Below are 15,494 nucleotides of genomic sequence, written 5' to 3'. Positions count from 1 at the left end.
GGGCGAGAAGCGGGGTCACTGTGCACCTCCGGCCGCGATGGAGACCATGGCGCCGTGCCCGGCGCCGAGCGTGGCACGGACCTTCGAGCCCGGCGAGTTGCCGGGCAGCCAGACCACGCCGTCCGGCAGGTCGGCGACCTCGATGGGCAGCGTGATCGAGCCGCGGTCGGTGGAGACGGTCACGTGCCCGTTCAGCCCTTCCGCGGTGGCGGCGGACATCCTGGCGACCACGGGGCGCGCGGTTCCCGCCAGGTGCGGCTCGTCGACCTGCAGGGAGCCGTCGTCGATCAGCTGCCGCCAGGTCGCCAGCACCGCCTGCCCCTCACCCGGCGCCGCCACGGCTCCGTTCGGGACGTCCGGAGCGGCCCCCAAGGCCACCTTTGTTGCGCTCAACGCACCCAAGGTGGCCTTGGGGGACAGTCGCGCGAAGTCGCCTGCCGCGGCGGCCGGGGTCTGGGTGAAGAGGTCGGCGTCCATTTCGACGGCCAGGGTGTCGAGGACCCGGCAGTCGGGCAGCGCGCCCGTGCCCTCCAGCGTCACCGAGAACTCGCGACGACGACCCTCCCAGTTCAGGAAGCTGCCCGCCTTCTCGTCGACAGGGGCGATCGGCAGGACCACGTCCGCGTGCTCGGTCACCGCGCTCGGCCGAAGCTCCAGGCTCACCACGAAACCCGCCGCCGCGAGCGCCTTGCGCGCCAGCGCCGGGTCCGGCAGGTCGTCCGGGTCGACGCCGCCGACGAGCAGGCCGTCGAGGTCGCGGGTGACCAGCGCGTTCAGGATGCCCGTGGTGTCGCGCCCCGGTTCGGCGGGCAGCGCGCCCTCGGCGAGGTTCCATGCCTGCTCCACCTCCGCGCGGGCCGCAGCGTCGGTGACGGACCGGCCGCCGGGCAGCAGCGTCGGCAGCGCGCCGGCCTCCACCGCGCCTCGCTCGCCCGCCCTGCGCGGGATCCACGCGAGCCGGGCACCGGTGCGCTCCGAGAGCCGGTGCAGCGCGGAGAACAGGCCGGGCACCTCGGCGGCCCGCTCACCGACGAGCACCACGGCGCCCTCGGCCCGCAGCCCCTCGTCGAGGTCGGGCGCGTGCTGGGCGATGCCCTCCACCGCGCTCGCCTCGCCGCCGGGCACGCACGCGAGCAGCTCGCCGAACGTCCTCGTCACCGCGGGCGTGGACCACTGTCCGATGTGGACCACCTTGGTGCCGTGCTTGCGCGCGCCCTTACGCAGCCGCAGGTAGACGGCCGGGGCCTCCTCCTCCGGTTCGAACGCCACGCACAGCACCAGCGGCGCGTGCTCCAGCGCGTTGAACGTGACGCCGTTCTCCGGGCTGGTGCCCACCACGCGCGAGGCCAGGAAGTCCAGCTCCTCGGGCGAGTGCGCCCTCGCGCGGGCGTCGATGTCGTTGGTGCGCAACGCGACGCGGGCGAACTTGCTGTAGGCGTAGGCGTCCTCGACCGTCGAGCGGCCGCCGGGCAGCACCCCGACGCCCTTGCCGTCGCGAGCCTTCGCGAGCCCCTCGGCGGCAACGCGGAGCGCCTGCGTCCAGGACGCCTGCTCCAGCTCACCGGTCTCGGCGTTGCGCACGAGCGGGGTGCGGATGCGGTCGGCGGCCGTCGAGTACCGGAACGCGAAGCGGCCCTTGTCGCAGATCCACTCCTCGTTGACCTCGGGGTCCTCACCGGCGAGCTTGCGCATCACCTTGCCGCGCCGGAAGTCCGTGCGCTCCGCGCAGCCCGACGAGCAGTGCTCGCACACGCTCGGCGACGACACGAGGTCGAACGGCCGCGACCGGAACCGGTACTGCGCGCTGGTGAGCGCGCCGACCGGGCAGATCTGGATGGTGTTGCCGGAGAAGTAGCTCTGGAACGGCTTGCCGCTGGTGGTCCGCGACGCCATGTCCAGCACGTCGGCCGTCTCCGCGGTGCCGATCTGCTGGTGCACCCCGCGTTCGAGCAGCTCGATGAACGGGTCGCCCGCGATCTGCGCGGAGAACCTCGTGCAGCGCTGGCACAGCACGCACCGCTCGCGGTCGAGCAGCACCTGCGTCGAGATCGGCAGCGGCTTGGGGAACGTGCGCTTCTTGTCCCGGAACCGCGAATCCGGCCGCCCGTGCGCCATCGCCTGGTTCTGCAGCGGGCACTCGCCGCCCTTGTCGCAGATCGGGCAGTCCAGCGGGTGGTTGATCAGCAGCAGCTCCATCACGCCCTGCTGCGCCTTGTCGGCGACGGGCGAGGTGCGCTGCGTCTTGACCACCATGCCGTCGGCGACCGTCATCGTGCACGACGCCTGCGGCTTCGGCATCGGCCTGCCGCCCATCTCCACCTCGACGAGGCACTGGCGGCACGCGCCGGCCGGGTCGAGCAGCGGGTGGTCGCAGAACCGCGGGATGACGGTGCCGAGCCGCTCGGCAGTACGGATGATCAGCTCGCCCTTGGGGGCGATGACCTCTTCCCCGTCGATCGTCAGCTTGACGTAACCCGGCGGGGTTTCAGTCACCTCGTCCTTGTGGCTTGGTGCCATCGTCATGCTTGCGCTCCCACCAGCTCACGCCTGTTGCTCTCACACAGCGCCAGGAACTCGTCCCGGAAGTACTTGATGCCGCTGGTGATCGGGCTGACCGCGCCGTCACCGAGTGCGCAGAACGAGCGGCCGAGGATGTTGTCGCAGACGTCGAGGAGGGTGTCGATGTCCTCCTCGGTGCCGTGACCGGAGACCATGCGCTCCAGGATCTGCGCGAGCCAGTACGTGCCCTCGCGGCACGGGGTGCACTTGCCGCACGACTCGTGCTCGTAGAACTGCGTCCACTTCATCACGGCCCACGGCACGGAGACGGTCTCGTTGAAGACCTGCACCGCGGTGGTGCCGAGCATCGACCCCGCCTCGGCGGCGCCCTCGAAGTCGAGCGGCACGTCCAGGTGCTCGGCGGTGAACAGCGGCGTCGACGAACCACCCGGCGTCCAGAACTTGAGCGGGATGCCGTCCTTCATGCCCCCGCACAGCTCCAGCAGCTCCCGCAGCGTGGTGCCCAGCGGGGCCTCGTACTGACCTGGCCGCTCGACGTGGCCGGAGATCGAGAAGATCTTCGGCCCCGGCGACTTCTCGCTGCCCATCTGGCGGAACCAGTCGGCGCCGCCGTTGACGATGTAGGGCACGCTCGCGATCGTCTCGACGTTGTTCACCGTCGTCGGCGCGGCGTAAAGGCCCGCCGCGGCGGGGAACGGCGGCTTGAGCCGCGGCTGGCCGCGACGGCCCTCGAGCGAGTCGAGCAGCGCCGTCTCCTCGCCACAGATGTAGGCGCCCGCTCCCGCGTGGACGGTGATCTCCAGGTCGAAACCGGAGCCGAGGATGTCGGTGCCGAGGTAGCCCGCCGCCTTCGCCTCGCGCACGGCGGCGTTGAGCCTGCGGATGCAGTGCAGTGCCTCACCGCGCACGTAGATGAAGCAGTGGTGCGAGCGCATCGCGTACGAGGCGATGACGCACCCCTCGATGAGCGAGTGCGGGTCGGCCATCATCAGCGGGATGTCCTTGCAGGTTCCCGGCTCGCCCTCGTCGGCGTTGATGACGAGGTAGTGCGGCTTGTCCTCGTTGGGCGGCATGAACGACCACTTGACGCCCGCGGGGAACCCGGCACCGCCGCGACCGCGCAGGCCCGAGTCCTTCACCAGCTGCACGAGCTGCTCCGGCGTGCCCTTCAGCGCCTTGCGCAGCGCCGTGTAGCCCTCGAGCTTCTCGTAGGTCGACAGCCGCCACGACTGCGGCGACAGCCACCTCTTGGTGAGTACCGGGGTAACGGGATCGGCCGTCATTTCGCCTCCACCTCCGGCAGGGGTACGTCATCGGACATCGCTGGCGCCGTCCAGCCGCGCTCCGCGGCCAGCTGCGCCCCCCGCAGCGTCTCGACGGCCTGCGAGGGGCCGTCCACGTCGATGCGGAACGCCTCGTCGTCCTCGGGGAAGAACCCGGCGAGCTGGAGCTCCACCGACCTGAAGTCCGACAGCGGGGCGCCGCGCGAAGGGGCGGGCTTGTCCCCGCGCCGCAAGGCGTCCACGAGCTCCACCGCCTTCTCGGGCGTCTGGTTGTCGTAGTACTCGTAGTTGACCTGCAGCACCGGGCCGAGGTCGCACGCGGCGAGGCACTCGGCGTGCTCGATGGTGACCGAACCCGGCTCGCCAGGCGTGCCCGCGGTCTCCTCGTGCCCGAGCGGTTTCCCGTCCTCGCCGAGGTGTTCCTGGAGCCGCTTGTAGATCGCGTCGCCACCGAGCGCGGCGCACAGCGTGTTGGTGCACACGCTCACCAGGTGCTCGCCGCAGGGCTTGCGCTTGTACATCGTGTAGAACGTGGCCACCGCGCTGACCTCGGCCTCGGAGAGGTCGAGCTGGTGGGCGCAGAAGGCGATGCCCTCCTGGCTCACGTAGCCCTGCACCGACTGCACCAGGTGCAGCATCGGCAGCAGCGCCGAACGCGACTGCGGGTAGCGGGCGGCCAGCTCCTTTGCCTTGGCCTCGATGTCGGGGCCGAACGGGTCGGCCAGCGCGTCGTCGGCCAGCATGCCCTCCTCGCGGACGGGCGAGATCGCGACGACGTCGACGTCCTCGCCCGCGGCGGCGAAGGTCTGCTTGGCGGGCTCCTTGCCCGGCCGCGGCGTCTCCGACGGCGTGGTCATCGGTCCACTCCCCCCATCACCGGGTCGATCGAGGCGATCGCGGCGATCACGTCGGCGACGAGGCCGCCCTCCGACATCGCCGGCATCGACTGCAGGTTCACGAAACTCGGCTCGCGCACGTGGACGCGCAGCGGCCGGGTGCCGCCGTCGGAAACGAGGTGGTAGCCGAGCTCCCCGCGCGGCGATTCCACCGGCACGTACACCTGGCCCGGCGGGACGTGGAAGCCCTCGGTCACGAGTTTGAAGTGGTGGATCAGCGACTCCATCGACTGACCCATGATCTTGCGGACGTGCTCGAGCGAGTTGCCCATGCCGTCGCTGGAGATCGACAGCTGCGCGGGCCACGCGATCTTCTTGTCCTCCACCATCACCGGACCCGGTTCGAGCTTCTTCAGCACCTGCCGGACGATCCGCAGCGACTGGTGCATCTCCTCGACGCGGATCAGGTAGCGCGCCCAGCAGTCGGCGCCGTTCGAGGTCGGCACGTCGAACTCGAACTCGTCGTAGCAGGAGTACGGCTCCACCTTGCGCAGGTCCCACGGCAGGCCGGCGGAGCGCAGCACCGGGCCGGTGACGCCGAGCGCGAGACACGCGTCGACGGGAAGGTAGCCGACGCCCTTGAGCCGGTTGCGCCAGATCGGCTGGCCGGTGAAGAGCTTGTCGTAGAGCGGAAGCCGCTCGTCCATCACCTTGCAGAACTCGGTGACGGCCTCGTGGAAGTCCTCCGGCATGTCCTGCGCGAGCCCGCCGGGCCGGATGAACGCGTGGTTCATGCGCAGGCCGGTCAGGTGCTCCAGCAGGTGCAGCACCTCCTCGCGCTCGCGGAAGCCGAGCGTCATCGCCGTGGTGGCGCCGAGCTCCATGCCGCCGGTGGCGATGTAGACGAGGTGCGAGCCGATGCGGTTGAGCTCCAGCAGCAGCACGCGCAGCAGCTGCGCGCGGCGAGGCGCCTCGATGCCGAGCAGCTTCTCGACGGCGAGGCAGTAGCCCATCTCGTTGGACAGCGGCGCGAGGTAGTCCATGCGCGTCACGAACGTGACGCCCTGGGTCCACGTCCGGTACTCGCAGTTCTTCTCGATGCCGGTGTGCAGGTAGCCGATCACCGAGCGGAGCTGGGTGACGGTCTCGCCCTCCATCTCCAGCACGAGCCTCAGCACTCCGTGGGTCGACGGGTGCTGCGGGCCCATGTTGATGACCATGCGCTCGTCGTGCGCGGCGTCGGAGAGGACGTCGTCCCAGTCGCCACCGCTGACCGTGTAGACGCGGCCCTCGGTGGTCTCGCGGTGTGCGGCGTAGCCGACGCTGTCGGCACCTTCGGGTGTGGTGTCGGTGCCGGTCGTCGCGTCGGCGAGACGATCGCTCGTTGTCATTGCGCCTCCAGCGGGAAAGAGTGCTTCGGCCGTGTCATGAGTACGACCTCCGCGTGTCGGGCGGCGGGATCTCCGCGCCCTTGTACTCCACCGGGATCCCGCCGAGCGGGTAGTCCTTGCGCTGCGGGTGCCCGTCCCAGTCGTCCGGCATGAGGATGCGGGTGAGCGCGGGGTGCCCGTCGTAGACGATCCCGAACATGTCGTAGGTCTCGCGCTCGTGCCAGTCGGCCGTCGGGTAGACGTCCACAATGGACGGCACATGCGGATCCTCGACGTCCAGCGTCACCTCGAGGCGGATCCGGCGCCGGTAGGTCATCGACGTCAGGTGGTACACCGAGTGCAGGCGCTGCGGCACGTCGACGCCGTAGTCCACACCGGACACCGAGCTGCACAGCTCGAACCGCAGGCCGGCGTCGTCGCGCAGCGTGCGGCAGATGGCGACCAGGTGCTCGCGGGCGACGTAGAAGGTGATCTCGCCGCGGTCGACGGTCACCTGCAGGATCGCCTCGGCGGGGATGCCGTTGTCGGCCAGCGCCGCGTAGAACTCGTCGGCGAAGTCGTCGAACCAACCCCCGTAGGGCCGTTCGGCCGGTGGCGGTGAGTACGCGGGCAGCCGCAGGCCGCCGTAGCCGGAGGTGTCGCCCGTGCCGGAGACGCCGAACATCCCCTTGCGCTCCCGGCCCGCGACCACCGGCTCGGCAGGCCGGGCGGGTTCGGATCCGCGCGGCTCGAGCCCACTCTCCGGCCGCTCGGCGCTCGACTGTTCGGCTCCGGTCTCTGGCTTCTCTTCAGGCACTGGGATCACTTCTTCGCGAACTTGATCGACGAGGGCACGATCGCGGTCTGCTCGCCGCTGGCGGCCCTGGCCGCGGCACGGCGCGGGCCCATCGGCTCGTCCTGGATCTTGGCGTGCAGCTTGAGGATCGCGTCGAGCAACATCTCGGGCCGGGGCGGGCAGCCCGGCAGGTACATGTCCACCGGGACGATGTGGTCGACGCCCTGCACCACGGCGTAGTTGTTGAACATGCCGCCGGAGGAGGCGCACACGCCCATCGCCAGCACCCAGCGCGGCTCGGCCATCTGGTCGTAGATCTGGCGCAGGACCGGGGCCATCTTCTGGGTCACCCGGCCCGCGACGATCATCAGGTCGGCCTGGCGCGGCGTGGCGCTGAAGCGTTCCATGCCGAACCGCGCGATGTCGTAGCGGGATCCGCCGGTGGTCATCATCTCGATGGCGCAGCAGGCGAGTCCGAACGTCGCGGGCCACAACGAGTTCTTGCGAGCCCAGTTCACCACGCCCTCGAGCTTGGCCAGCAGGATGCCGTTGGGGAGCTTCTCTTCGAGACCCATAGCCGTCAGTTCCAATCCAGCCCGCCGCGCCGCCATACATAGGCGTCGGCGATGAAGAAGGTTGCGATGAAGAGGGTGGCCGCCGCGACGCCCCACAGCCCGAGCGCGTCCGCCGAGACCGCGTAGGGAAACAGGAACACCATCTCGATGTCGAAGAGGATGAACAGCATCGCCGTCACGTAGTAGGCGACGGGCATGCGGCCCGCGCCGACCAGCGGCTGCGGCGACGGTTCGATGCCGCACTCGTAGGCCGAGAGCTTGGCCTTGTTGTAGCGGCTCGGCCCGACCAGCGGGCCCAGCAGCACGGAGAACACGGCGAAGGCGAGCGCCAGTACGAAGATCAGCACCAGCGGCAGGTAGACACCGATGCCGGCCTCCGCACCGCCCTGTGCCAGCACCATCCCTGCCGAGGCAACCGATGAGTTCACTGCGGCACCATCCTTTCCGCGCCGCTGCGTTACGGACGTGTGTTTCTGTGCGACTTCTGGGCGGCACCCTAAGGGACCTGAGTCACACCGCTGAGGGTTAGGCCACCCTTACCCCGTGTGGTCAACCACCCCTGTCTCCGCCCGAGAGCACAAGGGCGCTTGTGAAATAGTTCACAAGCTTCTCGTCGAAGTTGTGAAGCCGTTCACAAAGCATGGGGGCAGTGTAGGACTCGACTCACATGCTTGTCGCTAGTGCCCGTGCTATAAGGGTTACCTAACTTGCTGTGCCACAGAGTGCACACGCAGTGCCACGCGAACCCCGGTCACCTGCGCAAAAGCGACGAACGGCGCCGTACGCACAGCACAAAGTACAGCCGTACTGTGAGCTATCCCACGTGCCCGTCAGGCGCTGGGCGTGACGCGCGCGAGCAGGGAGATGAGCCGGTCGACGCCGTCGCCGCCCTTCGCGTCGTAGCAGCCGGAGAGCCCCTTGTAGACGAGCGGGATCAGCGGGTTGACGCGCAGGCCGTACTTCGTCGCCGCGCGCATCACCTTCGGCTTGCCGATGGCCTTGGCGAAGACGTTGCCGAGCCGGTAGTAGCCGCCCATGAGATCGGCCAGCGCGCGCGGGTAGCCGCTCAGCGCACGCTCACGCGAGGGCCCCTCCGGCCGGGCCAGCGCCTGCACCACGTGCTCGGCGGCCAGCTGCGCCGACTCCATCGCCGCGGAGATGCCCTCGCCGTTGAACGGGCTCACCATGCCGCCCGCGTCGCCGAGCAGCAGCAGCCCGTCGCGGTAGTGCGGCGTGCGGTTGAAGCCCATCGGCAGGCCGGCGCCGCCGATCTTGCCGACCGCGTTCTCCTCGCGGTAGCCCCATTCCTCCGGCGTCGAGTCGAGCCACGACCGCAACAGCGCGCGGTAGTCGGTGTTGCGGAACGACGCCGACGTCGAGAGCATGCCCAGCCCGACGTTCACGGTGCCGTCGCCGAGAGGGAAAGCCCAGCCGTACCCGGGCAGCAGCTTGGGCCTGCGGGGATCGCTGCGGTCCCACAGCTCCAGGTGACCCTCGATGTAGGGATCTTCGTGGCGCGGGCTCTTGTAGTAGCGGCGTACGGCCACCCCCATCGGCCGCTTCTCGTCCTTGTCGATACCCACCGAGAGCGCGAGGCGTGCCGAGACACCGTCGCACGCGAGCACCAGCGGCGCGCGGTAGCTGACCGGCGTCTTCTCGGGGCCCACCTTGGCTTCCACGCCGACCACACGGCCGGCCGCGTTGGTGATCGCGCCCGTGACGGTGGTGCGCTCGTACAGCCGCGCACCGGCCTTGACGGCCGTCTTCGCGAGGAGGTCGTCGAAGTCGTGCCGGGTCCGCGCCACGCCGTAGGGCGGATAGCTCGTCAGGTCCGGCCAGTCCAGCTCGAGCGTCAGGTCGCCGGTGAGGATGCGCAGGCCCCTGCTGTGCACCCAGCCCGCTTCCCGGCTCGTGTCGACACCGAGGTCGATCAGCTGCTTCACGCCGCGCGGGGTGAGGCCGTCGCCACACACCTTCTCGCGCGGGAACGTGGTCTTCTCCAGCAGCAACACGTCCACACCGGCGCGGGCGAGGTACGTGGCCACCGTGGAGCCGGCCGGACCCGCACCGACGACGATGACCTCGGCATCGTTGTTCATGCGTCCGAGTTTACGGAGGAGTCCGCGGCGGGCTTGCGAGCACGGTGGATGGCCACGACACCGAAGGTGAGGTTGAGCCACTCCACCTTCGTCCAGCCCGCCGAAGCGATGATCTCGCCGAGCGCGCGCTGGTCGGGCCAGGTGAGCATCGACTCGGCCAGGTAGCCGTAGGCGTCCGGATTGGACGATGCGCGCCTGCCGAGCCACGTCATCGCGCGCAGGATCACCTTGCGGTAGAGGAACCGGATCGGCGGGAACGTGGGCGTGGACACCTCACAGATCACCAGCCGCCCACCCGGCTTGACCACGCGGGCGATCTCGGTGAGCGCCGCCTTGGTGTCCACGAAGTTGCGGATGCCGAAGGAGATCGTCGCCGCGTCGAAGCTCTCGTCGGCGAACGGCAGGCGCAGGGCGTCGGCGGCGACCATCGGCACACCGCGCTGCCTGCCGTTGCGCAGCATCTCCAGCGAGAAGTCCGCGGCGACGCAGTAGGCGCCTCCCCGCGAGTACTCCTTGGTCGAAACCCCGGTGCCGGCCGCGAGGTCGAGCACCGTCTCCCCGCGCCGCGCCTCCAGCACTCTGGCCGTGGTGATGCGCCAGCGCCGGTCGAAGCCGAACGTCATGACGGAGTTCGCGCGGTCGTATCCCGCCGCGACTCCGTCGAACATGGCGGCGACCTCGCGAGGATCCTTGTCCAGGCTCGCTCGTGACATGCCCGCGAGTCTAGGCGAGAACCGAGAGCATCCCCCGCACCGCGACCGGCCACGCGAATTCCTCCGCCCTCGCCCGTGCCGCCGCCCTGCGGTGGGGCTCCGGCTCGTCCAGCAGGCCCGTCACCGCCGTGGCGAAGGCGGGCGCGTGGTCGGCGACGGCGGCACCGCAGCCCGGCCGCACGATCTCCCGCAGCGCCGACGAGGCCGACACCACCACGGGCGTGCCCGACGCGAGCGCCTCCAGCGCCGCGAGCCCGAACGTCTCGTGCGGGCCGGGGGCCAGCGAGACGTCGGCGGTCGCGAGCAGCCTGGCGACCTCGTTGCGGTCGGCGAGGAATCCGAGGAACGTCACCGGCAGCCCGCGGGCCCTGCGCTCCAGCGCCCTGCGCCTCGGCCCGTCACCGGCGACGACGAGCCGGACCTTCGCCCCGGACTCGGTCAGCTCGGCCACCGTGTCGACGCTGCGCTCGACGTGCTTCTCCGGCGACAGCCGTCCACAGTGCACGATCAGCGCGTCGGCGCCGCCGGAGAGCGTGTGCCGCCAGCCGTCGTCACGCAGGGTCGGCGTGAACGCTCGCAGGTCGACACCGAGCGGCACGCGCTGCACGTTGGGCGAGCCGATCCGGTCGAACTCGGCGCGCGCGAACGCCGTGGTGCACACCACCTTGTCGTAGCCGGCAGCCATGCGCCGGTTCGCCGCATCGGCGGCCCGGCGGGCCACCGGGCCGGGCAGCAGGAACTGCTCCAGCAACCGGTCGAGCCGCTCGTGGGAGATCACGACGCTTGGCACGCCCCGGTCCCTGGCCCAGCGGCCCATGCCGCGCAGCGTGAGCCGGTCGGAGACCTCGAGGCGGTCGGGCTCCAGCACGCGGAGCAGGCTCCGAACGCGGTACGGGTCGACCGCGCGGTACCCGCCGGTGCCGGGGATCCGCGGCGCGGGAAGTGTGACGCGGCGCACGCCGTTGGGCAACGTCTCGTCGGCGTGCCGGGCACCGGGCACGACCAGGGTCACGTGGTGCCCGCTCGCGACGTAGCCCGCGCCCAGATGGTGCAGCGCGGTCCGCAGCCCGCCGGAGCGGGGGCCGTAGAAGTTCGCGAGCTGCACGATGTGCATCACGCGGCCCGTAAGACGTGGCCCCGGACCGCTTCGTAGTGGCCCACGAGCTGGTCGCACACGGCGGGCCAGGTGCGCCCGAGCACGCCGCGCCGCGCCTGCGTGCCGAGCCGGGCGCGCAGGTCGCCGTCCCGCAGCTCCTCGACGCGCGCCCGCAACTCGGCGGCGAACCGCGAACGCTCCGGTGACAGCAGGAAGCCAGTCGAGCCGTGGTCGACGAGATCCCGGGGGCCGCCCGCGGCGGGCGCGAGCACGGGCAGGCCCGACGCCATGGCCTCCTGCACGGCCTGGCAGAACGTCTCGTGCGGGCCGGTGTGCACGAACACGTCGAGGCTCGCGTACGCGGTGGCCAGCTCCTCGCCGTAGCGGGCGCCGAGGAACGCCGCGCCGGGCAGGCTCGCGCGCAGGCCGTCGAGCTCGGGGCCGTCGCCGACCACGGCCACCCGCACACCCTCGATCCCGGCGAGCGCGGTCAGGCGGTCGACCTCCTTCTCCGGCGCCAGCCTGCCCACGAAGCCGACGAGCAGCTCACCGTTCGGGGCCAGCTCGGCGCGCAGGGCAGGGTCGGCGTGCGCCGGGGAGAACCGCTCGATGTCGACGCCCCTGCCCCAGCGGTAGACGCGCGGCACGCCGTGCAGCCGCAGCTCCCGCACCGAGTGGGTGGACGGCGCGAGCGTCCGGTCGGCCTTGCTGTGCAGGCGGCGCACCCAGCGCCAAGCGGCGCGAGCACCGAGGCCGAGCCCGTACGCAGTGGCGAACCCGGCGATGTCGGTCTGGTAGACCGCGACCACCGGCACCCCGAGGCGCCGCGCCGCGGCGAGCCCGCGCGCCCCGACCACGAACGGTGACGCCAGATGGACCACGTCCGGCACGAAGTGCGCGAGCGCGGTGAGCACGGTCCTGGTCGGCACGCCGACCGGCAGTGAGTTGACGACGGGCAGGTCCACGGCGGGCACCCGCACCACGGGGGCACCCCGGTACTCCTCTTGGCCCGCACCCGGTGCGATCACGAGGACCTCGTGACCGTGTTCGCCCAGATGCTCCACCACCCGGAGCACGGAGTTGGTCACGCCGTTCACCTGGGGCAGGAAGCTCTCGGTGACGATGGCGACTCGCACGTACCGACTCTCGCAGCGGTGCCGGGCAGCGGAACCACGGACACGTAACGGATGAGCCAACGGTGCCGAAACTCTTCGCCCGGGGCGTCACAAAGCGTAGTCGTTCACGAATGGCGAGCGACCCTTCATCTGCGCGTCGCGTGCCGGACACTCGGCGCCGCCACGCTAGAGAGGCATGACCCTCTTGTCCTCCCGCCGGGCGCGGCCGGTCGAACCGGGCCTGCTCTCCAAGGCCCTCGAGGTCGCAGGCCGCCTGGCCAACGACGCCACGGACGTGATCACCGCGACGGCCGGACGGGGTGCGCAACCCGGCACAAAGGACTCGCCGTTCGACTGGGTCACCGACACCGATCGCACGCTCGAACGGCACACGCGGCGGGTGCTGACCTCCGAGTTCCCCGGCATCCCCGTCGTCGGTGAGGAATACGGGCCCGACGTGGGCGCCGACGCAGCCGAGTACCGCTGGGTGGTGGACCCCGTCGACGGCACCGCGAACTACGTCGCCGGGGTGCCATGGTGCGCCTACAGCCTCGCGCTGGTGGACGCCTCCGGGCCGGTGGTCGGCGTGGTGGCCGACCCGTACCGGGCGCAGATCTACGCGGCGGCGAGGGGCCGGGGCGCGAGGGCCAACGGAAAGCCGGTACAGCTCACCGCGCGGACGAGGACGGCGGGCGCGATCGTGTGCACCGAGCTGGCCCGCACGGGTCCGTGGCCGGGCATGGGCGAGTTCATCGAGCGCGCGGCCGCGGCACACGCCGGGGTCCGGGTGCTCGGCTCGGCGGCGTTGTCGATCGCCCAGGTGGCGCTGGGCCACGCGACAGCGGCCGTGCTGCACAGCTATCACGAGTGGGACGTCGCGGGCGCGGTCGCGCTGGCGATCGAGGCGGGCGCCGTGGTGCTGGACCGGCGCGGCGAGGGCACCGCCCTGCCCACCGACGGCCTGCTCGTCGCCGCACCGGGCGTTGCCGACGAGGTGATGGGCTGGTGGTCGGGCGTGGTCCCGGCCGCGGCCCGCTGAGCCGTACCCCCGACCGCAGTGAAGGCCACCTTCACTGCGTTGCGGCACACCGCGGTTTGGCTAGGCGGCGACGGGTTCCTCGGTGAGCTTGCGGCGGCGCGAGCGGATCCACCACAGCAGCGGCCCCGCGACCAGCCACGTGAACAGCGCCGTGGTGCCCACCGGCAGCAGCGTCAGCAACCACGTGCGCCCGGCGACCTTCGCCAGGTCGGGGTTGGTGGTGTCGTACTCGATGCGCACGAGCTGCCCCGCGTTGAGCCCGTCGGGGTAGAGCACGCCGTTGGACGGGCTGTGCGTGACGCCGTCGGGCGTGTCGAAGCGGATGATCGTGCGGTCGAACAGCACCTGGTCGACCTGTGCCGTCGCGATGCCGTGGTTGGCGGCGATCGCGCGGTCGTTGCGCAGGGCCCCGAAGACGAGCGTCGCGCACAGCAGCGTGATCACAGCGGCCACTCCGAGGACCACCCACGCCCCGATGCGCAACGCTCGTTCGTTCGGGATTCCTAGCACGCGGCGAGCATAACCGCCCCGATCACTCGCCCGCGGCGAGTTGCTCGTGCGTGAACCGGATCTCGGGGTACGACTCCGGCTGCGCCACGGCCGCGGCGCGTGCCGTCGCGGGCGTACCGTTCGGGCTCTCGGCGGGCTTGCCCGCGGTGAAGAGCCACGTCTCGAACACCTCGTCCAGCTGCTGTCCGGAGATCCGCTCGGCGAGCTCCACGAACTCCGGGATCGTGCCGTGGCTGTCCTTCTTCTTCTCCAGCCACGTCCGGAGGATCGTGAAGAACGCATCGTCTCCGACGGCCTTGCGCAGCGCGTGCGCGGCGAGCGCGCCCCGGTCGTAGACGGCGGCGTGGAACTGGTTCTCCGGGCCTGGGTCACCGGGCAGGACCTGCCAGAACTCGTCGTCGGCCGGGTAGAGCTCGTAGACGTACTGGGCCAGCTCGTCGGCCGTGCCCTCGCCCGCGTACTCCGACCACATGAACTCCGCGTAGGTGGCGAAGCCCTCGTTGAGCCAGATGTCACTCCACGCACCGAGCGCCACGGAGTCGCCGAACCACTGGTGTGCGTTCTCGTGGACGACCACGGACATGTTGGTGCCGGAGCGGAAGAACGCCGCGTCGTACACCGAGCGCGTCTGGTTCTCCAGCGCGAAGCCGAGGCCCGTGGTGGCGATGCCGCCCTGCGCCTCGAACGGGTAAGGGCCGAAGTAGCCCTCCAGGAACTCGACGACCTCGGGCGAGCGTTCGATGCTCGCCTTCGCGGCCGGCAGGCTGGGCCCGAGCAGCGGGTCGTAGGCGGTGACGAACGGCTGGCCGCTCGGCGTCTCCGACTGCAGCACCTCGTAGTCGCCGACCGCGATGAACGCGAGGTAGGTGGCCATCGGCTCGGTGCTGCGCCAGTTCCAGCGCGTCCAGTCCTTGCGCTGCTTGGTCTTGCGCACGAGCGTGCCGTTGGACAGCGCGGAGACGTCGTCGGGCACCTCGACCGAGATGTCGAAGGTCGCCTTGTCGGTCGGGTGGTCGTTCGAGGGGTACCACCATTCGGCGATGGTCGGCTGGTCGACGGCGAGTGCGCCGGTCGGCGTCTTCTTCCACGCCTGGTAGCCGTCGATGGTGACCTTCGATGGCACGTCGGCGTAGGTGACGACGACGGTCACGAACTGGTTCTTCGCCAGCGGCCTTCGCGGCGTGACCACCAGCTCGGTGAAGTCGTCGGGGTCCTTGGCGAACCGGGCGGGCTGGTTGTTGACCCGCACCGAGTTGACCTTGAGCCCGAAGTCGAGGTTGAGGCTGGAGAGCTCCTGCGTGGTGGTGGCGAGGATCGTGGTGGTCCCCGCCAGCTGGTCGGTGTCCGGCTGGTAGGTGAGCCGGATGTCGTAGTGGGCGACGTCGTAACCGCCGTTGCCCGCGCCCGGGTAGTACGGGTCGCCGAGCCCGGGGTCGCCGGGCGCGGGGGCCGCACTGGCCGTGGTCGCCAGGAGAACTGTCGCGAGACCCGTCGCGACTGCGCCGGTGGCGGCGCGTATTGGAAGGCGCATGGCGGGCAAAC

General features: G+C 70.8%; 14 protein-coding genes. 1 reads left to right on the top strand and 13 read right to left on the bottom strand.

Annotation, left to right across the window (positions count from 1 at the left end; all coding sequences use genetic code 11):
• Positions 1 to 15: 15 nt before the first annotated feature.
• The 11 genes from DI005_RS10630 to DI005_RS10580 form a co-directional block, all read right to left on the bottom strand.
• Positions 16 to 2,523, bottom strand: a complete 2,508-nt coding sequence (locus DI005_RS10630) for an NADH-quinone oxidoreductase subunit G (protein ID WP_113642005.1) — start codon at positions 2,521 to 2,523, stop codon at positions 16 to 18.
• On the bottom strand, positions 2,520 to 3,803 hold the full coding sequence (nuoF, locus tag DI005_RS10625) for an NADH-quinone oxidoreductase subunit NuoF (RefSeq protein ID WP_112266525.1): 1,284 nt from the start codon (positions 3,801 to 3,803) through the stop codon (positions 2,520 to 2,522). The genes DI005_RS10630 and nuoF overlap by 4 nt, the downstream gene beginning before the upstream one ends.
• Positions 3,800 to 4,660: an NADH-quinone oxidoreductase subunit NuoE gene (gene nuoE / locus DI005_RS10620; protein ID WP_112266524.1), complete on the bottom strand. Its 861-nt coding sequence runs from the start codon at positions 4,658 to 4,660 to the stop codon at positions 3,800 to 3,802. Before nuoE ends, nuoF begins: the two co-directional genes overlap by 4 nt.
• A complete protein-coding gene (locus DI005_RS10615) occupies positions 4,657 to 6,030 on the bottom strand; it encodes an NADH-quinone oxidoreductase subunit D (protein ID WP_113642004.1) in 1,374 nt (457 codons plus the stop codon). The genes nuoE and DI005_RS10615 overlap by 4 nt, the downstream gene beginning before the upstream one ends.
• Positions 6,031 to 6,064: 34 nt before the next feature.
• Positions 6,065 to 6,832, bottom strand: coding sequence for an NADH-quinone oxidoreductase subunit C (locus tag DI005_RS10610; protein ID WP_113642045.1), 768 nt, complete (start codon positions 6,830 to 6,832; stop codon positions 6,065 to 6,067).
• A complete protein-coding gene (locus DI005_RS10605; protein ID WP_112266522.1) occupies positions 6,832 to 7,380 on the bottom strand; it encodes an NADH-quinone oxidoreductase subunit B family protein in 549 nt (182 codons plus the stop codon). The genes DI005_RS10610 and DI005_RS10605 overlap by 1 nt, the downstream gene beginning before the upstream one ends.
• 5 nt (positions 7,381 to 7,385) lie before the next feature.
• Entirely contained in the window at positions 7,386 to 7,781 is a 396-nt protein-coding gene (locus DI005_RS10600) for an NADH-quinone oxidoreductase subunit A (RefSeq protein WP_112266521.1), read from the bottom strand.
• 429 nt (positions 7,782 to 8,210) lie between these two features.
• Positions 8,211 to 9,479 carry a geranylgeranyl reductase family protein gene (locus DI005_RS10595; RefSeq protein ID WP_113642003.1) on the bottom strand — a complete coding sequence of 423 codons (1,269 nt, stop codon included), beginning with the start codon at positions 9,477 to 9,479 and terminating at the stop codon, positions 8,211 to 8,213.
• Complete coding sequence (locus DI005_RS10590; RefSeq protein WP_112266519.1) at positions 9,476 to 10,192, bottom strand: demethylmenaquinone methyltransferase; 717 nt, start codon at positions 10,190 to 10,192, stop codon at positions 9,476 to 9,478. The genes DI005_RS10595 and DI005_RS10590 overlap by 4 nt, the downstream gene beginning before the upstream one ends.
• A 10-nt stretch (positions 10,193 to 10,202) precedes the next feature.
• Positions 10,203 to 11,306 (bottom strand): glycosyltransferase, encoded by a 1,104-nt coding sequence (locus DI005_RS10585; RefSeq protein WP_112266518.1) that lies wholly within the window; start codon positions 11,304 to 11,306, stop codon positions 10,203 to 10,205.
• Positions 11,306 to 12,424, bottom strand: a complete 1,119-nt coding sequence (locus DI005_RS10580; RefSeq protein ID WP_199542713.1) for a glycosyltransferase family 1 protein — start codon at positions 12,422 to 12,424, stop codon at positions 11,306 to 11,308. Before DI005_RS10580 ends, DI005_RS10585 begins: the two co-directional genes overlap by 1 nt.
• Before the next feature lie 175 nt (positions 12,425 to 12,599).
• Here DI005_RS10580 and DI005_RS10575 point away from each other — a divergent pair, with 175 nt between their 5' ends.
• Positions 12,600 to 13,442 (top strand): inositol monophosphatase, encoded by an 843-nt coding sequence (locus DI005_RS10575; RefSeq protein ID WP_112266517.1) that lies wholly within the window; start codon positions 12,600 to 12,602, stop codon positions 13,440 to 13,442.
• Between the two features lie 60 nt (positions 13,443 to 13,502).
• Here the strand turns inward: DI005_RS10575 and DI005_RS10570 are convergent, their stop codons facing one another.
• Positions 13,503 to 13,952: a DUF3592 domain-containing protein gene (locus DI005_RS10570; RefSeq protein WP_228713610.1), complete on the bottom strand. Its 450-nt coding sequence runs from the start codon at positions 13,950 to 13,952 to the stop codon at positions 13,503 to 13,505.
• A gap of 22 nt (positions 13,953 to 13,974) precedes the next feature.
• On the bottom strand, positions 13,975 to 15,483 hold the full coding sequence (locus tag DI005_RS10565; protein ID WP_113642002.1) for a M1 family metallopeptidase: 1,509 nt from the start codon (positions 15,481 to 15,483) through the stop codon (positions 13,975 to 13,977).
• Between the last annotated feature and the right edge of the window lie 11 nt (positions 15,484 to 15,494).

The sequence above is a fragment of the Prauserella sp. PE36 genome (assembly GCF_003311655.1).
GTDB classification, from domain to species: domain Bacteria; phylum Actinomycetota; class Actinomycetes; order Mycobacteriales; family Pseudonocardiaceae; genus Prauserella_A; species Prauserella_A endophytica.
This window is presented reverse-complemented; position numbering and strand designations above follow the sequence as displayed.